The 21,842-nt window shown below is 63.4% G+C and carries 21 protein-coding genes; 12 read left to right on the top strand and 9 right to left on the bottom strand.

Annotated elements, in window-relative coordinates; genetic code table 11:
• Positions 1–64: 64 nt before the first annotated feature.
• A complete protein-coding gene (locus X727_RS148235) occupies positions 65–547 on the bottom strand; it encodes a peroxiredoxin (protein WP_023698522.1) in 483 nt (160 codons plus the stop codon).
• A gap of 111 nt (positions 548–658) precedes the next feature.
• Complete coding sequence (locus X727_RS148240; RefSeq protein WP_023706670.1) at positions 659–1,465, bottom strand: protein-disulfide reductase DsbD domain-containing protein; 807 nt, start codon at positions 1,463–1,465, stop codon at positions 659–661.
• A 215-nt stretch (positions 1,466–1,680) separates the two neighbouring features.
• Between X727_RS148240 and X727_RS148245 the strand changes: the two genes are divergently transcribed.
• Positions 1,681–2,289, top strand: coding sequence for a YqgE/AlgH family protein (locus tag X727_RS148245; RefSeq protein ID WP_023834466.1), 609 nt, complete (start codon positions 1,681–1,683; stop codon positions 2,287–2,289).
• A 196-nt stretch (positions 2,290–2,485) separates the two neighbouring features.
• On the opposite strand, the gene X727_RS148250 is transcribed toward X727_RS148245, so the two are convergent.
• Genes X727_RS148250 through thrC form a run of 4 tightly spaced genes read right to left on the bottom strand, consistent with a single transcriptional unit; the run spans position 2,486 to position 8,693 of the window.
• The gene (locus X727_RS148250; protein WP_023706671.1) at positions 2,486–5,374 is read right to left on the bottom strand and encodes an EAL domain-containing protein; all 2,889 of its coding nucleotides are present in this window, start codon (positions 5,372–5,374) and stop codon (positions 2,486–2,488) included.
• Positions 5,375–5,377: 3 nt separating this feature from the next.
• Positions 5,378–5,974 carry a GNAT family protein gene (locus tag X727_RS148255; protein ID WP_023668403.1) on the bottom strand — a complete coding sequence of 199 codons (597 nt, stop codon included), beginning with the start codon at positions 5,972–5,974 and terminating at the stop codon, positions 5,378–5,380.
• Positions 5,975–5,988: 14 nt separating this feature from the next.
• Positions 5,989–7,281, bottom strand: a complete 1,293-nt coding sequence (locus X727_RS148260) for a pitrilysin family protein (RefSeq protein WP_023668402.1) — start codon at positions 7,279–7,281, stop codon at positions 5,989–5,991.
• Between the two features lie 14 nt (positions 7,282–7,295).
• Positions 7,296–8,693: a threonine synthase gene (gene thrC, locus X727_RS148265; RefSeq protein ID WP_023834465.1), complete on the bottom strand. Its 1,398-nt coding sequence runs from the start codon at positions 8,691–8,693 to the stop codon at positions 7,296–7,298.
• A gap of 126 nt (positions 8,694–8,819) precedes the next feature.
• Here thrC and X727_RS148270 point away from each other — a divergent pair, with 126 nt between their 5' ends.
• The 7 genes from X727_RS148270 (at position 8,820) to X727_RS0134075 (ending at position 12,100) form a co-directional block, all read left to right on the top strand.
• Positions 8,820–9,551, top strand: a complete 732-nt coding sequence (locus X727_RS148270) for a hypothetical protein (RefSeq protein WP_023668400.1) — start codon at positions 8,820–8,822, stop codon at positions 9,549–9,551.
• A gap of 199 nt (positions 9,552–9,750) precedes the next feature.
• On the top strand, positions 9,751–10,074 hold the full coding sequence (locus X727_RS148275; RefSeq protein ID WP_023698528.1) for a metalloregulator ArsR/SmtB family transcription factor: 324 nt from the start codon (positions 9,751–9,753) through the stop codon (positions 10,072–10,074).
• Entirely contained in the window at positions 10,071–10,496 is a 426-nt protein-coding gene (locus tag X727_RS148280; RefSeq protein ID WP_023816778.1) for an SRPBCC domain-containing protein, read from the top strand. The genes X727_RS148275 and X727_RS148280 overlap by 4 nt, the downstream gene beginning before the upstream one ends.
• Before the next feature lie 57 nt (positions 10,497–10,553).
• Complete coding sequence (locus tag X727_RS148285) at positions 10,554–10,946, top strand: VOC family protein (RefSeq protein ID WP_023668397.1); 393 nt, start codon at positions 10,554–10,556, stop codon at positions 10,944–10,946.
• A 25-nt stretch (positions 10,947–10,971) separates the two neighbouring features.
• The gene (locus tag X727_RS148290; RefSeq protein ID WP_023668396.1) at positions 10,972–11,193 is read left to right on the top strand and encodes a hypothetical protein; all 222 of its coding nucleotides are present in this window, start codon (positions 10,972–10,974) and stop codon (positions 11,191–11,193) included.
• Positions 11,194–11,196: 3 nt separating this feature from the next.
• Complete coding sequence (locus X727_RS148295) at positions 11,197–11,655, top strand: DUF1801 domain-containing protein (protein WP_023732088.1); 459 nt, start codon at positions 11,197–11,199, stop codon at positions 11,653–11,655.
• Positions 11,656–11,668: 13 nt separating this feature from the next.
• The gene (locus X727_RS0134075) at positions 11,669–12,100 is read left to right on the top strand and encodes a DUF1801 domain-containing protein (protein WP_245274176.1); all 432 of its coding nucleotides are present in this window, start codon (positions 11,669–11,671) and stop codon (positions 12,098–12,100) included.
• A gap of 5 nt (positions 12,101–12,105) precedes the next feature.
• On the opposite strand, the gene X727_RS148300 is transcribed toward X727_RS0134075, so the two are convergent.
• Entirely contained in the window at positions 12,106–12,792 is a 687-nt protein-coding gene (locus X727_RS148300; protein WP_023698533.1) for an HAD family hydrolase, read from the bottom strand.
• A 188-nt stretch (positions 12,793–12,980) separates the two neighbouring features.
• Between X727_RS148300 and X727_RS148305 the strand changes: the two genes are divergently transcribed.
• Entirely contained in the window at positions 12,981–14,114 is a 1,134-nt protein-coding gene (locus tag X727_RS148305; RefSeq protein WP_023834464.1) for a site-specific DNA-methyltransferase, read from the top strand.
• Positions 14,115–14,334: 220 nt separating this feature from the next.
• Here the strand turns inward: X727_RS148305 and X727_RS148310 are convergent, their stop codons facing one another.
• Both X727_RS148310 and mutY read right to left on the bottom strand, forming a co-directional pair.
• Positions 14,335–14,946, bottom strand: coding sequence for an HAD family phosphatase (locus X727_RS148310; RefSeq protein ID WP_023668391.1), 612 nt, complete (start codon positions 14,944–14,946; stop codon positions 14,335–14,337).
• Between the two features lie 22 nt (positions 14,947–14,968).
• A complete protein-coding gene (mutY, locus tag X727_RS148315) occupies positions 14,969–16,090 on the bottom strand; it encodes an A/G-specific adenine glycosylase (RefSeq protein WP_023834463.1) in 1,122 nt (373 codons plus the stop codon).
• A gap of 50 nt (positions 16,091–16,140) precedes the next feature.
• On the opposite strand from mutY, the gene X727_RS148320 reads away from it, so the two are divergent.
• From X727_RS148320 to smc, 3 genes are all read left to right on the top strand, one after another.
• A complete protein-coding gene (locus X727_RS148320; RefSeq protein WP_023687168.1) occupies positions 16,141–16,647 on the top strand; it encodes a DUF721 domain-containing protein in 507 nt (168 codons plus the stop codon).
• A gap of 167 nt (positions 16,648–16,814) precedes the next feature.
• The gene (locus tag X727_RS148325) at positions 16,815–17,546 is read left to right on the top strand and encodes a DsbA family protein (RefSeq protein WP_023687169.1); all 732 of its coding nucleotides are present in this window, start codon (positions 16,815–16,817) and stop codon (positions 17,544–17,546) included.
• Between the two features lie 69 nt (positions 17,547–17,615).
• Positions 17,616–21,074 (top strand): chromosome segregation protein SMC, encoded by a 3,459-nt coding sequence (smc, locus tag X727_RS148330; protein ID WP_023834462.1) that lies wholly within the window; start codon positions 17,616–17,618, stop codon positions 21,072–21,074.
• Positions 21,075–21,842 lie beyond the last annotated feature (768 nt).

Raw genomic sequence — 21,842 nt, 5'->3', positions numbered from 1 at the left:
AATCCGGCTGGAAGCGCGTCGTCGTCAGGCCATGGCGCTCATGAGCCGACGCGGCCGCCGCGGTTTAGAGCTGGCTCAGAATGTGAGCGGCACCCGATGTGTCGACTCCTGGCTTGGTCTCGACATTGAGCGCCGTGACCTTGCCGTTGTCGACGATCATCGAGAAGCGCTTCGAGCGCAATCCCATGCCGCCGCTGGAATAGTCGGAGTCGAGGCCGATCGACCTGGCGAAGTCGCCATTGCCGTCGGCGAGATAGAGGATCTTGCCTTGACCGCCGGTGAAATTGGCCCAGGCGCCCATGACATGGACATCGTTGACGGAGACGACGGCGATGGTGTCGACGCCGCGGGCCAGGATGGCATCGTGGTTCTCGAGATAGCCCGGCAGATGATTGTTGCTGCAGGTCGGCGTGAAGGCGCCTGGAACGCCGAACAGCACGACCTTCTTGCCCGCGAAAATCTCGGCCGAGGTGATCACCTTGGCGCCGTCGGCGGTCATTTCCTTGAAGGTCGCATCGGGCAGTTTGTCGCCAACGGCAATCGTCATGATGGTCCTCGTGTGAAAAGCAGGGAAGGTTTCTTGCGATAGCGAAATCGGGCATCTCCCGCAACCGCCGACAAGGCCTGGATCAAGGGAAAGCCCTGATCGGGTTCGGTATCAGGGGAACGGCAGAACGCCCTCGACCGCGCCTTCGGCACTTGTCAGGGTGTAATACAACCCGCCATCGGTCGGTGTCGTCGACGGCCGGTCGAGGATCGGAATGGTAAATACCAGCCGGCCGTCCTTTTCGCTGCGTGCAGGCGCCCCGAACATATAATCGCGTCCCCCGGCGACGAATAAATCCGCCGCCTCCGGATCTCCGGGAAAAGTCGCCTCGACCATCAGCGTCTCATGGTCGCCCGGCAGCACCTTGATCCCGAAATCGGGCTTGGCAGGCGCGGGCAAGGTGGCGAGTGCAGCCTTCACCAGCGCCGCATCCTCGGCATTGTCGGGATCGGCGGCGGGATCGACGCTCAGCCGCGTCTGCACCGGAATACAGATCGTCTCGCAGATGCCGAGAAAGATGTCGGCATCGATGACGGCCGCATCCCCAGGCGACGACAAAGTGAATGTCACCGGCAGCGAGACCGGATGGTTGTAGCCGGCCCATTTGCCGTAGCCGTCGTCATGGCGCTGCGGCGGCGGGAAGGAAAACGCCGCATCGGTGATGTTGGTGCTGGCCGAAACGTCGATCTGCGGCGGCACGCCGGCGTCGCCCGGATCGCGCCAATAAGTTTTCCAGCCGGGCTTGAGCGCGATGTCGAGCACGCCCTGTATGCGACCGGCCTCGTCGGCCTTGCCTGTTGTCACCAGCCGCACCTTGCCGCCTTCGCTGTTGTACCATTCCGACGAGGAGGCGGCGGCGGGCAGGACTGCTCCGCATCCGATAGCAATACCGAGCAGCAGGATTTTCAAGCTTTGCATGGCGTTGATTTGATCGTCAGTTCATGGCCGCGCAATGTTTTCATGGCGCTCTGCGTATCATATTTGCGTGACCTTCGGGCAAGGAACAGTTGGCTTCAAGCAATCGGCCGAGTGAAGTTCGCAGTCAAGATTCCGTTGTTCCAACCGTTGGGCTTTGGCCGAATCGCACGCGGCGCATCTTTTCGGCGTCCCGGAAACGCGTTACGCTCCAGTCCATGGACTTGTTGCGCCACAAAAAGACAGCCGGTGGACGCGGCTTTCTTGACGACCAGTTTCTGATTGCCATGCCCGGCATGAAGGACGATCGCTTCACGCGCTCGGTCATCTACATCTGTGCGCACAGCGATGAAGGCGCCATGGGCCTGATCATCAACCAGACGCAACAGATGCTGTTTCCCGATCTTCTGGTGCAGCTCGGCATCATGAACGAACAGGAGGCGATCAGGCTGCCTGCGCAGGCCCGCGACTTCGTGGTGCGCAATGGCGGCCCGGTGGACCGCAGCCGCGGCTTCGTCCTTCACTCGGGCGACTACCGGGTGGAATCCTCGCTCACCGTCTCCGACGATATCTGCCTGACCGCGACGGTCGACATATTGCGCGCCATCTCGTCCGGCCGCGGCCCGCGGCGCGCTTTGATGGCGCTCGGCTATTCCGGCTGGGGCGCCGGCCAGCTGGAAACCGAGATCGCCGAGAATGGCTGGCTGACCTGTCCGGCCACGCCGGAGCTGCTGTTCGAAGCCGACATCGAGCGGAAGTACGACCGCATCCTGGCATCGATCGGGATTGATCTGGCGCATTTGAGCCTGGCCGCGGGGCACGCCTGAAGCCTCGCCTTCGCCGACGTTCCGCCGAACCTTCGCGACTAGCCGAAGCCGCCCGCCACTTTCGTCATCCTAGGGTCTGCGCCGCGTCGCTGCGCTCCTTGCTTCGCCCTAGGATGACGAAGGCGCGGTCGCTTCAGCTAATTTTCGGGGTTCATTCCAATGTAACCACGCGCCTGCACGACGCATGCCTCACCCATCACGCCTGCGTCATCGGGTACTGTTCTTTCAACGCCTTCAGCACCTGGTCGCCTGGCATCGGCGCGCCGAACATGAAGCTTTGCACATATTCGCAGCCCATCTGGCGCAATTCCAGCGCATCGCTTTCGTCGGAAATGCCCTCGGCCACCACCGACAGGCCGAGTTCATGCGCCATGTTGACCATGGATTTGAGCAGCACCGCCCGCTTCGGCGTCGCGTCGTCGACGAAGCTCTTGTCGATCTTGATGGTGTCGAAGGGGAAGCGGGTCAGATAGGCGAGCGAGGAATAGCCGGTGCCGAAATCGTCCAGCGACAGGCCGATGCCGAGCTGCTTGAGTTTGGTCAGCACATGCGAGGTCTGCTCTGGATTGTCCATGACCAGCGATTCGGTAAGTTCGAGCCGGAAGCAGCGCGGCTTCAGATTGGCGCGGGCGATGACCGAGCGGACATCGCTGACCAGGTCGCGGCGGATCAGCTGGCGGCTGGACAGATTGACCGACACCGACAGCGGGGTGTCGCCGATCTGCTTTTGCCAGCCGGCGAGGTCTTCGGCCGCCTGCTGCATGGCAAACAGCCCAAGCTGCACGATCAGGCCACAGCTTTCGGCGACCGGGATGAAATCGCCCGGCGGGATCATGCCGCGGCGCGGATGGTCCCAACGCAGCAGCGCTTCGAAGCCGGCAATGCTGCCGTCCTCCAGCCGCACGATCGGCTGGTAGGCAAGGGTGAATTCGCGCCGCTCGATGGCGCGGCGCAGATCGGATTCGAATTGCAGCCGGTCGGTGCCGACGGTGCGGAAGGCCGGCCGGAACGGCTCGATCCTGTCGCCGCCGAAGCGCTTGGCCTGGTGCATGGCAAGCTCGGCGTCCTTGACCATGTCTTCTGCCGAAGTCTGCGCCGAGGTCCAGGTGATCAGGCCGATCGAGGCAGTCAGCACGATCTCGCGCTTGGCGAAGGTGATCGGGTTGTTGATGGCGTGCTTGATGGCGTCTGCCACCGCCGCGATGCGGGAGGGTTCCTGTTCGGAGAGCAGCATCAGGGCGAACTGGTCACCGGCAAAGCGCGACAGCGAATCCTTAGGTTTCAACAGCCGGTGCAAGCGGCGCGCAATGGTGAGCAGGATGGTGTCGCCGGCCGAGATGCCAAGCCCGTCATTGACCTGCTTGAAACGGTCGATGTCGATGACGAAGACGGTGGGGCGCACCTTCTCTTCGGTGCGCGCGATCGAGATGATGGCTTCCAGCCGGTTCATCAGAAGTTCGCGGTTGGGCAGGCCGGTCAGATTGTCGTGAACGGCATCGTGCAGCAGCCTTTCCTCGGACTTTTTCTGCTCGGTAACGTCGACCATGGTGCCGACGCAGCGAATCACTTCGCCATCCGAGCCGATCACCGGCCGCGCCCGAAGCAAGAACCAGTGGTAGTGCCCGTCGGCGCCGCGCAGGCGGAAATTCTGCGAGACCCGGCCGCGCCGATGTTCGAGCACCACGTCGAGGGTGGTGCGGAACGTGTCGCGGTCGTCGGCATGCAGCACCGGCAGCCAGTTGCGGGCCGCACCCCCCAGGCTGTTGGGCGCCAGGCCAAGCTGGATGCTGACGTCGGGCTTGGTGACGACGCGGTCGCGCAGCACGTCCCAGTCCCACACCGTGTCGCCGGAGCCGGCGACGGCCAGCGCCTGGCGCTCAAGATCGGAGAACAGGCCCTGATGCAGCGCGCCGCCGGCAAAGGCATGCTGCATGACGGTGAAGCCGATCAAAAGGATGATCAGGATCAGCCCGCCGCCCAATGCCGGCTGGGCGATGTCGTTGTCGAGCATGCCGGTGATCGCCATCCACGACCCGCACAGCCATAGCAGCACCATCACCCAACTGGGCACCAGCATGATCGCACGGTCGTAACCACGAAGACCGAGCAGGATGATGAGGCCGAGCCCGGTCAGCGCGGTGGCGGCAAAGGACAGCCGGGCAATACCGGCGGCGACGGCCGGATCGATGATGGCCACACCCGCAATCAGCACCAGACCGAGGATCCAGACCAGCGCGCCATAGCTGAAATGGCCGTGCCACCGGTTGAGGTTGAGATAGGCGAACAGGAACACCACGAAGGTCGCCGCAAGCGCCACCTCCGTTCCCGCCCGCCACATCTGCTCGTTCCCGGGCGATATCTCTATGATCTTGTTTAGAAAGCCGAAATCGACGCAGATATAGGCAAGTACCGCCCACGCAAGTGCGGCTGTCGCCGGAAACATCGAGGTTCCCTTGACGACGAAAAGGATGGTCAGGAAGAGCGCCAGCAGCCCGGCGATGCCGATGACGATGCCGCGGAACAGCGTATAGGAATTGACCGAGTCCTTGTAGGCTTCCGGCTCCCATAGATAGACCTGCGGCAGCTTCGGCGAGGCGAGTTCGGCGATGAAGGTGATCACCGTTCCCGGGTTCAGCGTCACCCGGAACACGTCGGCGTCGGAGCTTGACTGGCGGTCGAGCGCGAAGCCCTCGCTGGGGGTGATCGCGGCGATGCGGGTGGCGCCGAGATCGGGCCAGAAGATGCCGGAATTCACCAGCCGGAAATGCGGCGCCACGATCAGCCGGTCGAGCTGCTGGTCGGTGGTGTTGGCGAGCGCGAACACCGCCCAGTCGCCGCTCGAGCGCGCGTCATTGGCCTCGACCTCGATGCGCCGGACGATGCCGTCGGGACCGGGCGCGGTCGACACCTGGAAGTTTTCGCCCTGATTGACGTAGATCTGGACGGCGCGCGACAGGTCGAGCGCGACATCGTCGCGGGCAATCTTGATCGGTTCGACGGCGAAGGCCGGGAGCGCCGCGCAAAGCGTGACGACAACCGCCAGAACAAAGGCCAACAGCGACCCGTTTCGCAGGAAATTCGTCAAAAATCAGTCCTTCGTTCCAGCGCCCGGCGGATCGTCCGCGATCCGGGCGTAGAGGTAGTGGTCCTGCCAGATGCCGTTGATCCTGAGGTAGGATCGCAGAAGTCCTTCGCGCCGGAATCCGGCTTTTTCAAGCACGCGGATCGACCGGACATTGTCGGGAATACAGGCAGCTTCGATCCGGTGCAACCTCAGCGTATCGAAGGCGAAGCGGCAGACCACCTTGACCGCGTCGGTCATCAGGCCGCGGCCGCCAAACCGCTCCCCGATCCAGTACCCGACATGGCCGCTTTGCGAGACGCCGTGGCGGATATTGCCGAGCGTAATGCCGCCGGCAAGCTTGCCGCTCGCCTTCTCGAAGATGAAGAAGGCGATGGCTGTCCCCTGCGCATAGTCTTCGCGGTAGCGGCCGATGCGCAGCCGCCAGGCGGTGCGGTCGAGTTCATCGGGCGTCCAGCGCGGCTCCCACGGTTCGAGGAAGGCACGGCTTTCGCCGCGCACCGCTGACCATTCGCGATAGTCGTTGGTGTAGGGCACGCGCAGCATGACCCGGTCGCCTTTCAGTGCCGGCAGGTCACGGCGAAAGAAAGGGAGCGCGAACACCGGCGCTTGAAGGCTTAGACGGCGAGCTTGCGGGCCGTGGTGTGCGTGCCCGCAAGCGAATCGAGAATCGCCTCATAGGGCGCGAGCGTACCCACCGGTCCAACCGCGGTCAGCGTCGGCTTGGTCGAAAACAGCCGGGACGAAAGGTCGGTCAGCCGCTCGACGGTCAGCGCCGACAGCCGTTCCATCAATTCCTCCTTGGCGATCGGCCGACCGAACAGAAGCAGCTGCCTGGCGATCTGCGAGGCGCGGCTGGCCGGGCTTTCAGCCGACATGATCAGGCCGGCGCGATATTGCGCGCGGGCGCGGTCGAGCTCTTCCTGAAGGATATTCTCGCCGGCCTTCTGCAGCTCGTCGATAATGACCGGCACCAGTTCGGCAATGTCGCTCTGCCCGGTCGCGGCATGAACGCCGAAGATGCCGGTATCGGAAAAACCCCAGTGGAAGGCATAGACCGAATAGCACAGGCCACGCTTTTCGCGGACCTCCTGGAACAGCCGGGACGACATGCCGCCGCCGAGGATCATCGACAGCACCTGCGAAGCGTAGAAATCGCGCACATGATAGGCTCGGCCTTCGAAGCCGAGCACGATCTGCGCGTCCATCAGGTCGCGATCCTCGCGGAAATCGCCGCCGACATACTGCGCATATTGCGGCATCGTGCTGTCGGACTTGCTGCGGAAACCGCCGAGCTGCTTTTCGACCTCGCGCACGAAATTGTCGTGCTTAATGTCGCCTGCCGCCACGATCACCATCTTCTCGGCGCCATATTGGCGCTCGATGAAATCATGCAGCTGTTTGGAGGTGAAGGATTTGACGGTTTCCGGCGTGCCGAGGATCGAGCGGCCGATCGTCTGGTGGCGGAAGGCGGTCTCGGTGAAACGGTCGAAGACGATGTCGTCGGGCGTGTCGTGCGCGGCGCCGATCTCCTGCAGGATCACATGCTGCTCGCGCTCCAGTTCCTCTGGGTCGAATTCGGACTCCTGCAGGATATCGGCAAGGATATCCACCGCCAGCGGCACATCGTCGGACAGCACCCTGGCGTAATAGGACGTCGTCTCGACTGATGTGGCGGCATTGATCTCGCCGCCGACATCCTCGATTTCCGAGGCGATCTCGAAGGCCGTCCGCCTTTTCGTACCCTTGAAGGCCATATGCTCGAGCAGATGGGCCATTCCGTGCTCGTCGTCACGCTCATTGCGGGCGCCGGACTTGACCCAGGCGCCAAGGGCAACGGATTCGAGGCTTGGAAGGGTTTCGGTGGCGACTGTCAGGCCGTTCGACAGACGGCTTACCTCAACACCCATATGGCAAGTACTCCCTAACGCGCTGCCCTTGAGTGGCGGCTCACGTAATCTTCCACCATTTTCAGGTCGGATGGAAGTACCGTGTACTTTTCGTCGGCTGACATCAAGGACCCCAGGCATGCGGGCAGGGCCGGCGACACGCCGCAGGCGGCTTCGACCGCGGCCGGGAACTTGGCCGGGTGCGCCGTGCCCAGCACCACCATCGGCACTGCACCGTCAGCCTTGCCGGCGGCGACATGCACGGCCGCGGCCGTGTGCGGATCGAGCAGATAATTGCTGGATTCGAGCGTTGAACGGATGGTGGCGGCAACCTCGTCCATATCAGCGCGTCCGGCGTCGAATTCGGACCGCACCCGGTCGATTTCTGCGGTTTCGATGGTGAAGGCGCCGGATTGCTTGAGGCCGGCCATGTAACGCCGCACCGTCTCTGCGTTACGGTCGCAGGCCTCGAACAGCAGTCGCTCGAAGTTCGACGATACCTGGATGTCCATCGATGGCGACGTCGTCGCAAACACACCCTTGGTGCGGTATTCACCGGTCGCGAAAGTGCGCGCCAATATGTCGTTGTCGTTGGTGGCGACGATCAGCCGCTCGATCGGCAGGCCCATCTTCTTGGCGGCGTAACCGGCGAAAATATCGCCGAAATTGCCGGTCGGCACGGTAAAGGAGACCGGCCTGTCCGGCGCGCCGAGCGAAAGCGCCGAGGAAAAATAATAGACGATCTGGGCCATGATGCGGGCCCAGTTGATCGAATTGACGCCCGATAGCGACACGCGATCACGAAAACGATGATCGTTGAACATATCCTTCAGCAGGCCCTGGCAATCGTCGAAATTGCCTTCGATGGCCAGCGCCTGGACGTTGGTGGCCGTCGATGTCGTCATCTGCCGCTGCTGCACCGGCGAGACGCGGCCATGCGGAAACATCACGAAAATGTCAGTTCGGTCGCGGCCGGCGAAGGCATCGATGGCGGCGCCGCCGGTGTCACCCGAGGTCGCGCCGACGATGGTTGCGCGCTGGCCGCGCTCAGTCAGTACATGGTCCATCAGCCGGGCAAGCAGCTGCATGGCAACGTCTTTGAAGGCCAGCGTCGGACCGTGGAAGAGTTCAAGGATGAACGTGTTGGCGCCGGTCTGCACCAGCGGGCAGACGGCCTGGTGGCGGAAGGTGGCATAGGCTTCTCGCACCAGGCGCTCGAAGACGGGTGCGGCGATCTCGCCGCCGAGGAACGGCGTCAGCACGCGGATGGCGAGGTCCGCATAGGGCAGGCCGCGCATGGCGCGGATCTCGGCTGCCGAAAACTGCGGCCATGTCTGCGGCACATAAAGCCCGCCGTCGCGGGCCAGCCCCGCCAGCACCGCGTCGGCAAATCCAAGCACGGGTGCATCCCCGCGGGTACTCACATAGCGCATCGTCAAGGTCCATTGCTGCCGCCGGTTCATCCACGGCAATTGGTTAATTTTCCGAGCCGGCTCAGTCGCATTTTTGCCGTGGCGTTGCTATACGTCACCAACTTTGCGAGAGGGAAGTGCAGTTTCATGGCGTTTCACAAGTTCAACCGTCGCTTTGTCGCGGGTCTGGCGCTCACCGGCTTTATGCTTGCCGCCGCCGGTTGCCAATCGAGCGACAATGGCATCCTCAATCTCGGTTTCGGCAAGAAGACCGACCCGAATGCGCCAATACCGCCGCAGGATCCCAAGGTTCTCGCCAGCCAGTTGCAGGCCTACTGCCCGAAAGTGACGGTGCGCGATGGCACCGCCTACTTCAATACCTACGCCAAGGGCGCGCCGCAGCCGAGAAAGAAAAAGGCTGATGCGGCACAGGATGCCGAGGCCGCTGCCGCCGCGCAGACGGCGCCTGACGGCTCCATCGTCGATCCGAACAAGGATCCGGCCAAGATCATCTACCAGGCCTCGATCAGCGATGTGAGCCGCGATTGCAGCCGTGCCAACGGCCAGTTGACGATGAAGGTTGGGGTTGCCGGCAAGATCGTGCCGGGACCGCTGTTCGCCCCCGGCACCATCACCATGCCGATCCGCATTGCCGTCATGCACGGCCCCGACGTACTTTATTCGCAGATCCACCCCTATCAGATCCAGGTCAGCGATCCCTCGACCGCCACCCAGTTCGTGTTCACCGATCCCAACGTCGTCGTGCCCGAACCCTCCGCCCGGGATTACACTGTCTATGCCGGCTATGACGACACCGCGCCGGCGGCGGCGGACAAGAAGTCCGGCAAGAAAAAGAAGCGCGCTCCGGCGACGAACTAAGCGCCTGGGCGCCGTCGCTGCTGCGACGGTGCCGGTCAACTCTTTGAAAGATCCAAACGATCCGATCGTAATCCTGCAGGCGTGCGCCTGCGGCAGGTCGCGTCTGCGCTTTAATCTCGATCCATTCCGCCAGCGCACTTGACTCATCCATATCCCGGCGGTTATACGTCAATCAATAGCTCGCAGGTTATTGATCCCGATGCCGGACGCCCACGATACTTTGTTCAGAACGCTTGCCGACCCGACCCGGCGGGCCATCTTCGAGCGCTTGTGCCGCCAAGGTGAGCAGACCGTGGGGGCGCTGACGGCGCAGTCCGGGGTCTCGCAACCGGCGGTGTCGAAGCATCTCGGCGTCCTGAAGCTGGCCGGCCTGGTGCGTGACCGCCACGCCGGACGCCAGACCCACTACAGCGCGCAGCCCGAGGCACTTGGTCCGCTGACCAACTGGACAGTTCAAATGACAGGATTCTGGGAGAGCCGCTTCGATGATCTCGAGAACCTGCTGAAAAGGATGGACCAGTGAGCAATCCCGAGCTGCGCACCGTCGTCGTCGAACGTGAAATATCCTGGCCGGCGGAGAAGATCTGGCGCGCGTTGACGCAGCCGCATCTGATGGAGGAATGGCTCATGAAGAACGATTTCAAGCCTGTCGTCGGCCACAGCTTCAATCTTCGCGGCGACTGGGGCGGCGTGCTCGATTGCGAGGTGCTGGCCATCGAGCAAGGCAGGACGCTGTCCTACAGCTGGGATTTTTCGCATGAGGATGCCGCCTACAATCTGAAGAGCGTGGTGACGTTCACGCTCACGCCCACCAGCACGGGGACCCATCTGCGCGTCGAGCAGTCGGGTTTCCATCCGAGCCAGAAGCAGGCCTATGGCGGCGCCAGGGCCGGGTGGCAGCAATTCCTCACCAAGCTGGAGCAGGTCCTGGCGAAGCCGGATTGAAGCCTGCCGGTACCATGCCCTGATCGCGGGGCACCGAATGCAAAAAGGAGGAAATCGATGAAGATCAAGCTGACCAGCGTCTATGTGGACAACCAGGACAACGCACTGCGCTTCTACACCGACGTGCTGGGCTTTGCTGTGAAGGCCGACTTCAGCAATGGGCCTTTTCGTTGGCTGACCGTCATCTCACCCGATGAGCCCGAGGGAGCCGAGCTACAGCTGGCGCTCAACGACAACCCGGCCGCCAAGGCCTACCAGCAGGCCATCTTCAAGCAGGGGCAGCCCGCGCTCATGCTGTTCACCGACGACGTCAAGGGTGATTACGAGCGCATCAAGGGACGCGGCGGTGCGTTCGCCATGGCGCCGACAGAAGTGACCGGCTCGACCATCGCCCAGCTCAACGACAGCTGCGGCAATCTCATCCAGATCACCCAACTGGCGCGTTGGTAGGCGCTGGTTTCAAGAGGAAGTTGCAATGAACTTGAGCAAATGGATACGTCAAACCCATCGTTGGCTGTCGATCATCTTCACGCTGACCGTGGCAGCCAATTTCATCACCATGGCGTTCGGGCAACCTCCGGCCTGGGTGGTCTATTCGCCGCTGCTGCCGCTATTCCTGCTGCTGTTCAGCGGCCTCTACATGTTCGTGCTGCCTTACGTCGCGAGATCGCGTGGCGAGCAGGGCGCGCAAGGGTAGGACATGGCCAAGGCGCCGGGAAAATCGAAGGTCGCAAAACCGGCCCCAGACAAGCCGGAAAAGCCGGTCCTGCTTTCGGGCGGCAACCCGCAGATCCCGAAGGCCTATGGGGACGCTCCGGTGCAGGCGTATATTGCTGCCATGCCGGGCTGGAAAAGCGATGTCGGGCGCCGGATCGACGCACTTATCGTCAGCGCCGTCCCCGGCGTCTACAAGGCGGTGAAGTGGAACTCACCGTTCTATGGCATCGAGGGCGACGGTTGGTTCCTCAGCCTGCATTGCTTCACCAGATACGTCAAAGTCGCCTTCTTTCGCGGCACGTCGCTCGATCCTGTGCCTCCCGGCCGTTCCAGGCAAAAGGAAGTGCGGTATCTCGACATCCATGAAGGCGAAGAGATCGACGAAGCCCGCTTCGCCTCCTGGGTGAAGCAGGCCAGCCGATTGCCCGGCGAGAAGATGTGAACGGAGGCAGACCATGAAGATCAGCATGTCGAGCAAGGACGAGGGAGGCGCCTCTGCCTCCGAGCGGATAGATGCCCGAATCCGGGAGCTGGACGATTGGCGGGGCAAGACGTTGGCCAGCCTGCGCAAGACCATCCTCGACGCCGACCCGGAAATCATCGAGGAGTGGAAGTGGATGGGCAGCCCGGTATGGTCACGCGACGGCATGATCGCCGTCGGCAACGCTCACAAGGACAAGGTGAAGCTGACCTTTTCTCACGGTGCCAGCCTGCCGGATCCCGACAGGCTGTTCAACAACGGGCTCAACGGCAAGGTGTGGCGCGCCATCGATGTGTCGGAGGGCGACGAGATCGATGCGGATGCGCTGAAAGCGCTCGTCCGCGCCGCGATTGCCTACAACATGGCTAAGAAGAAACCGGCTAAGTCGGCCAAAGCTAAGGACTGATCGGTTCAGGCGTCCGACCACTCCGACAGAGCGGCAATCACACTTTTCAGTTCGGCCCATCGGCGGATGACGGTTTCGGCGCCGGCTTCGGTCAGCACATCGGCATGGCCGGGATAGCTGTGCGCGGCGCCGGTGAAGCCGATCACGCGCATGCCGGCGGCCCTGGCGCCGGTGACGCCGTGCACCGAATCCTCGATGACGAAGGTGTTTGCCGGATTGGCGTTGAGTTGCTGCGCCGCGATCAGGAACACATCCGGCGCGGGCTTGGTTTTCTTGCTTGGTATTTCCAGCGCTGAAAAAATCCGGCCGGCGAAGAACGGCAGCAGGCCCACTTTCTCGAGCATGAACTCGATCCGCTCCAAGCGTGAGTTCGAGCAGACGCAGCGCGGCGCGGTGACCGCGGCGACCGCCTCGCGCACGCCGTCGATGGCGCGCACGTCGCTGCGCAGTTTGCGGTCGACCAGCTCTTCGGCCCGGTCGATCATCGAGGCCTGGAACGGGATGGCGGATTTTTGCTCGACCCGCATCATGATGTCCTTGAAGGTCAGTCCGGCATAGGTTTCGGCGTATTCCTCAGCCGAGATTTCATATCCGGCCAAGGTCAGCAATTCGGCCTCGACGCGGGCTGCGATGATTTCGGAATCGACGAGCACGCCGTCGCAATCGAAGATGACAAGATCTGGCTGGGGCATGGCAATCCGAACGAGGGAGGGTGATGGAGGCCCGGCAAGGCTCAAGCGGCGCGACATACACCAACGGGCCGGGCTGCGCAAATTGACGACGTCAGGGCTGCCTGGACCGTTGCGTCCTTCACCGAATATTTACGCTGATCGGTAACCATAACGGGGAGTAAACAGTAACGCGTGCCTTGGGTGTAAAAATGTCTGCCGTGCGTCTTGTCGCCGACCTCTCCCACGCCCCCCAGCAATCCGAGTGGCTGGACACGATCCTCAAGGGCGATTGTGTCGCCGCGCTCGACCGGCTGCCGGAAAAATCCATCGACGTCATCTTCGCCGATCCGCCTTACAATCTGCAGCTCGACGGCGATTTGCACCGGCCCGACCAGTCCAAGGTCGACGCCGTCGACGATGACTGGGACCAGTTCGAGAGTTTCGAGGCCTATGACGCCTTCACCCGCGCCTGGCTCCTGGCGGCACGCCGCGTGCTGAAGCCGAATGGCACCATCTGGGTCATCGGCTCCTACCACAACATCTTCCGCGTCGGCGCCAAGATGCAGGATCTCGGCTTCTGGATCCTCAACGATGTCGTCTGGCGCAAGACCAACCCTATGCCGAATTTCCGCGGTCGCCGCTTCCAGAACGCGCATGAGACCATGATCTGGGCTTCGCGCGACCAGAAGGGCAAGGGCTATACCTTCAATTACGAAGCCATGAAGGCATCGAACGACGACATCCAGATGCGCTCCGACTGGCTGTTCCCGATCTGCACTGGCGGCGAGCGGCTGAAGAACGACAATGGCGACAAGCTGCATCCGACGCAGAAGCCGGAAGCGCTGCTCGCCCGCATCATGATGGCCTCGACCAAGCCGGGCGACATCGTGCTCGACCCGTTCTTCGGATCCGGCACAACCGGCGCCGTGGCCAAGCGGCTTGGCCGCCATTTCGTCGGCATCGAGCGCGAGCAGGCCTATATCGACGCCGCCAATGAGCGCATCGATGCCGTGCGGCCGCTGGAAACCGCCGATCTCACCGTGCTCACCGGCAAGCGCGCCCAGCCGCGCGTCGCCTTTGTCAGCCTCATCGATACCGGGCTTATGCAGCCCGGCGCCACGCTTTACGATGCCAAGAAGCGCTGGTCGGCCAAGGTACGCGCCGACGGCACGGTGGCGATCGGCGACAGCGCCGGCTCGATCCACAAGATCGGCGCCGAAGTGCAGGGCCTGGACGCCTGCAATGGCTGGACCTTCTGGCACTATGAGCGCTCGGGCGGCCTGACCCCGATCGACGAACTGCGCCGCATCGCCAGGCTCGGCATGGAACGGGCAGGGGCCTGACGCTACCACATAAAGGTCGGCGCCCTACGGCGCCCCCCTCTGGCCTGCCGGCCATCTCCCCCCACGAGGGGGGAGATCGCGCGCTTCATTGTTTTCGCCAACCTTCAACGTTGTAAGAAAGAGCCGTCGGCGAGGCTGCCAATCTCCCCCCTCGTGGGGGAGATGCCCGGCAGGGCAGAGGGGGGCGCCATAAAGCGCTACCTCGACCCCTCTGCGTAGCTCAGGTCGCGATGCCATACCGCTCAAGGTCCGCCTTGAGCGTTTTTGCATCTGTGAACAGCACAGCATTCCAGCCAGCCGCCCTGGCTCCGTCGACATTCCTGGGGCTGTCGTCGATGAACAGCGTGGCGGAGGGCTCCAGGCCGAACGCGACCACGTGATGGTCGTAGATGGCGCGGTCGGGCTTGATCTCACGGATATCGGCCGACACGGTCACGCCGCGCGGGCGGCTAAGGAAATCGAAGCGCAGTCTTGCCTCGGCAAGCGTGTCGGCGGCGAAGTTCGTCAGCATGGTCACGTCGCGGCCGCTCTCGATCAGGCCGAGCATGATGGCGACGCTGTCCTCATAGGCATGCGGCACCATGTCGTTCCAATAGCGCCGGAAATTGCGAATGTTTTCAGCATGATCCGGGTAATCCGCGATCAGCAGCGCTTCCGCCTCTTCCCACGTCCGGCCACGATCCTGCTCGATGTTCCAGTCATGCGTGCAGACATTGTCGAAGAACCACTTGCGCTCTTCGGCATCGGGAATGAGGCGGCTGAACGGAATGTTCGGATCGTAGTGGAGCAAGACGCGGCCGATGTCGAACACGATATGGCGGATTTCAGTCATTTCGGGCCTTTCAAAGCGAATGCTAGTCAATGGGGCGGTGCTTTTTGGTTGCGCCCGGTATCGCTGCTTCGATGACCTTTTTCATGACCGTCGGCAGCGCTTCTCCGGAAATGTCATGGGCCAGCGACCAGAAATGCCCTTCCGGCGCATCACTTTTCACTTGAGCGTGAAAGACTTCGAGTTCGAGCGCGAAATGGGTGAAGACATGCGCGATCTCTCCGGCGCGCCGCCAGTCCGCAGCGAAGGGCGCTGCCTCCGAAGTGGTTGCGCCGTCGATCCGCGCTGTCCAACCTGTGGTCGGCACCTCGGTCATGCCGCCGAGCAGGCCCTTGTCAGGCCGCTTGCGCAGCAGGATGGCGCCGTCGCCGCGCTCGACGACGAAGGCGGCACCCCGCCTGAGTGGTTTGTCAACCTTGGGCAGGCGGACCGGAAAGCGCTCGGGGTCGCCGGACAGGATGGCGCTGCAATCCTCGCGCACCGGGCACAGCATGCAGCGCGGCCGTCTTGGTGTGCAGATCGTAGCGCCCAAGTCCATCATCGCCTGGGCGAAGTCGCCCGGCCTTGTCTGCGGAACCAGTCTTTCGACGAGCGCGCGGATTTCAGGCTTTGCCTCGCTGAGCGGCGTTGCGATCGAATAGAGCCGCGAGATGACACGTTCGACATTGCCGTCGACGACCGCCGCCGGACGGTCGAAGGCGATCGCCGCGATCGCCGCCGCCGTATAGGCGCCGATCCCCGGCAATTCCCTCAATCCCGTTTCGTTGTCGGGAAAACGGCCGCCCTGGCTCGCAACCAGATCGGCGCAGGCCTTGAGGTTGCGCGCCCGTGAATAATAGCCGAGCCCGGCCCAGGCCTTCATCACATCCTCGGCCGGCGCAGCCGCCAGCGCCTTCACATCAGGCCATTTCTCGACAAAGGCGCGAAAATAGGATTTTACCGCTTCGACCGTGGTCTGCTGCAGCATCACTTCCGAAAGCCAGATGCGATAGGGGTCCGGCCGTGCACCGCCGGCCGCGGCGTGCGGCGTGATCCGCCACGGCAGTTCGCGATGGTGCGCGTCGTACCAGGCAAGCAGACGCGCGGCGATCTCTCCCGATAGAGTTGGTCCGGATGCGGCCTTGCGGGTCTGTTCGTGCAGTGCCATTGATCGCGGGCTGGCTCTAGGCTGGTGAGGAGCGTGGCTGGAGAACGTACATGGCAGGGAGAACGCCTTACGGCAATCCCGTTCCGGTGAGCGATCTCGCGACCGCGATCCTCGACCCCGTGCTGCGCAAGCGGGCCGGCATTTCGATCGGGCTGGTGCAGTCATGGGAAGAGATCGCCGGCCCCAGACTCGCCGGCCATTCGCGCCCCGAAAAAATCCAGTGGCCGCGCCGCATGCATGAGGACGATCCGTTCGAGCCGGCGGTGCTGGTCATCGCCTGCGAGGGCATGGCCGCGCTGCACCTACAGCACGAGACCGGCGAGATCATCAACCGCGTCAATGCCTTTCTCGGCTTCAACGCGATCGGCAGGATCCGGATCGTGCAAAAGCCGGTGCTGAGGGACAAAGCCCGGCCGAAACCGACGCCGAGAGCACTGACTTCTGTCGAAAAGGCCAAATTGTCCGATACCGTCGGCAAGATCGAGGATGAAGGCTTGCGCGCCTCGCTGGAGCGTCTTGGCGCCACAATTCTTGGCCAAAGGAAGCGGCCAAGGTAATCAACCGGTAATCAGTCGGTCATGAACGCGTCATCTATCTCGCGCATTCGTGATCCTGCATGTAGAGTTTGGCGATTGGAATGGGGACGGCGATGCCTTAATTCCCGCCAACTCTCGCCTTTTCTAGCCTTTGCGTTGCAAAATCAAACCACAGTCAGGTGATTCGCATGAACCGTAGCTTGTCCCGCAGAAACCTCCTGTCTTCGCTGGCCGTCATTCCGGCAGTGGCTATGCTCGCCGCATGCAGCGATTCAGGCGAGGATGCCAAAGCAGCGGATGTGAAGCCTGCGGCTCCCGCGGTGCCTGCTTCGACGCCTGCCACTCCGGCCGCCGTCAAGGTCCCGGAGTCTTCCGGCAATGTCGACATGGCCGAACTGCTGAAGCCCGGCGCTTTGCCCGACAAGCAGCTCGGCAAGGATGACGCCAAGGTCACCATCGTCGAATATGCGTCGATGACCTGCCCGCATTGTGCGCATTTCGCGGCGACCACCTTCCCTGAGTTGAAGACCAAATACATCGACACCGGCAAGGCGCGTTACATCCTGCGCGAATTCCCGTTCGATCCGAGCGCCGAGGCCGGTTTCATGCTGGCGCGCTGTTCGAAGGACAATTATTTCCCGATGGTCGACGTGCTGTTCAAGCAGCAGGCCAACTGGGTCGGCGTCAACAATACCAAGGATGCGCTGCTGCAGATCTCCAAGCTCGCCGGTTTTACACAGGAGTCCTTCGAGGCCTGCTTGACGGACCAGAAACTTCTGGACGATGTGAGATCGGTCCAGAAGCGCGGCGCCGATGAATTCAAGGTCGACTCGACACCGACCTTCTTCATCAACGGGAAAACCTACAAAGGTGCGATGTCGATTGAGGAAATATCGGCCATCATCGACCCTCTGCTCTGACGTCCAGGCGGCGCCGGAGCGACTGCGCTTTGGCGTCAGCGCACCTTTGTGCCTTCCAGGCAGGCGCGAATGAAGTTTTCGCGCCTTCGCCTCCTCGGCTTCAAGTCCTTCGTCGAACCCGGCGAGTTCGTCATCGAACGCGGCCTGACCGGCATTGTCGGGCCGAATGGCTGCGGCAAGTCGAACCTTGTCGAGGCGATGCGCTGGGTGATGGGCGAAAGCTCATACAAGAACATGCGCGCGTCCGGCATGGACGACGTGATCTTTTCCGGCTCGGGAACGCGCCCGGCCCGCAACACCGCCGAAGTCACGCTGTTCCTCGACAATAGCGACCGGACCGCGCCCGCCGCCTTCAACGACGCCGATGAATTGCAAGTGTCGCGCCGAATCGAGCGCGAAGCCGGCTCGCTCTACCGCATCAACGGCAAGGAAGCCCGCGCCAAGGACGTGCAGCTTCTGTTCGCCGACCAGTCGACCGGCGCGCGCTCGCCATCCATGGTCGGACAGGGCCGCATCGGCGAACTGATCCAGGCCAAGCCGCAGGCGCGCCGCGCGCTGCTCGAAGAAGCCGCCGGCATTTCCGGCCTGCACACCCGCCGTCACGAGGCCGAGCTTCGGCTGAAGGCGGCCGAACAGAATCTGGAACGGCTGGACGACGTCGTCGGCGAACTGGAAAGCCAGATCGAAAGCCTGAAGCGCCAGGCGCGCCAGGCATCGCGCTTCAAGAACCTGTCGGCCGATATCCGCAAGGCGGAAGCCACGCTCTTGCATCTGCGCTGGACCTTGGCCAAAACCCAGGAGGGCGATGCGCGGTCGGCATTGGCGGTTGCCACAGCTCTGGTCGGCGACCGCGCCGCCGCCCAGATGGCTGCCGCCCGTGAGCAAGGCATCGGTGCCCACCGGCTGCCCGATCTGCGCGATGCCGAGGCCGCCGCGGCTGCCGCCTTCCAGCGCCTGTCGATCGCCAAGGCGCAGATCGAGGAGGAGGCAGGCCGCATCCGCGCCCGCCAGGCCGAACTCGAGCGCCGGCTGCAGCAGCTCGACGGCGACATCGCCCGCGAGGAGCGCATGGTCCGCGACAATGCGGATATTCTTGAGCGCCTGCGCGAGGAAGAAGCCACGCTCAACTCAGACAATGCCGGCGCCGCCGAGCGCGAAGCCACGACGCGGGCCGCTTTCGAGCAGGCCGGCGCAACGCTTATAACAAGCGAAGCAAAGCTCGCGGCGCTGACCGCCGAACGAGCAGAGGCCGCCGCCTCGCGCAACCAGATCGAGCGCACGCTGCGCGACACCGCCGAACGCCGCGATCGCTTTGCCCGCCAGCTGGCCGATGTCGACCGCGAGCTATCGGAGATCGTCTCGAAAGTCGCCGGCCTGCCCGATCCCGCCGAGAAGCGCGCTTTGGTCGAGGACGCGCTCGCCCGGTTGGAGGAAGCCGAGGCCGGCGCCATTGCTGCCGAACAGGCGGTCGCCGAGGCGCGCGCCACCGAGAGTGCCGCCCGTCCGCCGCTGCAGGATGCCAGGGCCGAACTCGCCGGCATCGAGACCGAAGCCCGCACGCTGGCCAAGATCCTCAATGCCGCCAGCGGCGATCTTTTCCCGTCGGTACTGGAGCAACTCAGCGTCGAACGCGGCTATGAGACGGCCCTCGGTGCTGCGCTTGGCGAGGATCTCGACGTGCCGCTCGACCGCAGCGCGCCGGTGCATTGGGGCGAAAGCCAGGTTGAACCAGGCGATGCGGCTTTGCCGGAAGGCCTCAAGAGCCTCGCCAGCGTGGTGCGCGCGCCTTCGCAGCTTGCCCGCCGGTTGGCGCAGATCGGCATCGTCGATGCGGCGGACGGCAAACGCCTGCAGACGCTGCTTGCCCCCGGCCAGCGGCTGGTCAGCCGTGACGGCGCGCTGTGGCGTTGGGATGGCTTGACCGCCAGCGCCGATGCACCGACCGCGGCCGCGCAGAGGCTGGCGCAGAAGAACCGGCTGGCCGAGCTCGATGCCGAGGCGGTGCAGGCGACGCAGATGATGCGTGAGGCAGAGGCTGCCCTTGCCCAGGCCGAACAGGCGCTGCGTGAGGCGAGCGAGGCCGAACGCAACGCCCGCCAGGCCGGGCGCGATGCCCAGCACGGCCTGGACGCCGCCCGCAGCGCGCTGGCCGAGGCCGAAAAGGCCGGTGGCGAGCTGGCAAGCCGCCGCGCCGCCCTGGACGAGGCGCGCGCGCGAATCGTCGACAGCCATGAAGAAACGGCCGCCGCCTTCGCCGAGGCCGAAATGCTGCTGCAGGACGCCCCCGATCTCGGCGACCTGCAATTGCAGCTTGAACAATCCGCCGCCAATGTCAGCCGCGATCGCGCAACCTTGGCCGACGCGCGCGCCGTCCATGAAGGCCTGCGCCGCGAAGCCGAGGCGCGCACGCGCCGGCTCGACGCCATCGGCGCCGAGCGCAGCAACTGGTTGCAGCGGGCCGAAAACGCCTCGACGCAGATTGCCTCGCTGGGCGAGCGCAGGGCCGAGGCCGAGGCCGAGCGCGAAACGCTGGCCGACGCCCCCGACGAGATCGACGCCAGGCGGCGCGCGCTGCTGTCGCAGCTGACCGAGGCCGAGACCTTGCGCAAGGCGGCCGCCGACCGTTTGCAGGAGGCCGAGAACAAGCAGGCCGAGCTGGACAAGGCCGCCACCGCGGCCATCCAGTCGCTGGCCGATTCCCGCGAAACCCGCGTCCGCGCCGAAGAGCGATTGACCGCCGCCGATGAGCGCCGGCTCGAGGTCGAGGCGCGCATCCAGGAAACGCTGAACACGCCGCCGCATCTGGTCATTCGCCATACTGGCCTGGAAGCCGACAGCCCGATGCCGGAAATGGCCGAGATCGAGCGCCAGCTCGACCGGCTGAAGGTTGAGCGCGAGCGGCTCGGCGCCGTCAATCTGCGCGCCGAGGAAGAGCAGAAGGAATTGTCGGACCGGCTGGAGACCATCGTCTCCGAGCGCGAGGACATCATCGAGGCGATCCGCAAGCTCAGGCAAGCGATCCAGAGCCTGAACCGCGAAGGCCGCGAACGGCTGCTTGCCGCTTTCGAGGTGGTCAACGGCCATTTCCAGCGGCTGTTCTCGCATCTGTTCGGTGGCGGCACGGCCGAACTGCAGCTGATCGAATCCGACGACCCGCTCGAAGCCGGGCTCGAAATCCTGGCACGTCCGCCCGGCAAGAAGCCGCAGACCATGACGCTGCTGTCCGGCGGCGAGCAGGCACTGACGGCGATGTCGCTGATCTTTGCCGTGTTCCTGACCAATCCGGCGCCGATCTGCGTGCTCGACGAAGTCGACGCGCCGCTCGACGATCACAATGTCGAACGCTTCTGCAACCTTATGGACGAAATGGCCGCGACCACCGAGACGCGCTTCGTCATCATCACCCACAACCCGATCACGATGGCGCGCATGAACCGCCTGTTCGGCGTGACCATGGCCGAGCAGGGCGTCAGCCAACTGGTCTCGGTCGATCTGCAGGCCGCCGAGGCGATGCGCGAGGCGAGCTGACGCAGCATGCTTTGTTGATTTCGTCGGCGATGGCGTCGATCCGACTGTTGCAATAGGACCGTCGCCCTTGCGACCTGCTTGCGACGCGCATTCTGTAAGGTTCGAAGAGAAGGAATTTAAGCGCCACCTGAGAGCGAACGCCAAAGCCCACATGCAAAGCGCCCGGCCAACGCGAAAGCGATGCCTACAAGGCGCAGATGGCAATAGGCTCCGACCGCAATTCAGCTGCCACGTTTATCGGAAGCCCAGGAAGCTCAGTATCGCAATCACGATAACGACTGCTCCGATGAGCCAGATTATGTTGTTCACCGTATCTCTCCCGAACTAGTTGCTGGGAGTGAACTCGTAAGAGCCTACTAATGTTCCCGCATTTTCTGCATCGAAACAAAATGGCGGCCATCGCTTCGTCGATTGCCAGACCAAGGTCCGAACAGGGTATGACTGAAGTCCTGACGTCGGAGCCATAGGCCTGAAGGCGGGCAACCTATGCCCTCCCGATACATTGGAACCGGGCTGCCGAGCATGAGTCCCTTCATCGGTGGTCAATCGGGTGCCCGCCATTCCTGAGAGGTTAGCGGGCACCCGATTGTCGTGACACCGCCAACGGCGTGCGTTTCAATAGCGAGGCTAACAGTGACCTTTGTCCAGAGATCTGTGCGTGACGGCGCAACCCGACCCGCAAACGACAACGACAGTCCTGCGGAGGTTTCTTCCGTTCTTGACCTCATACCATCGGCTGACGACGACAAGGTCGCTGAGCTTGTCAGG

The organism is Mesorhizobium sp. L103C105A0 (genome assembly GCF_000502215.1).
GTDB lineage: Bacteria > Pseudomonadota > Alphaproteobacteria > Rhizobiales > Rhizobiaceae > Mesorhizobium.
This window is presented reverse-complemented; position numbering and strand designations above follow the sequence as displayed.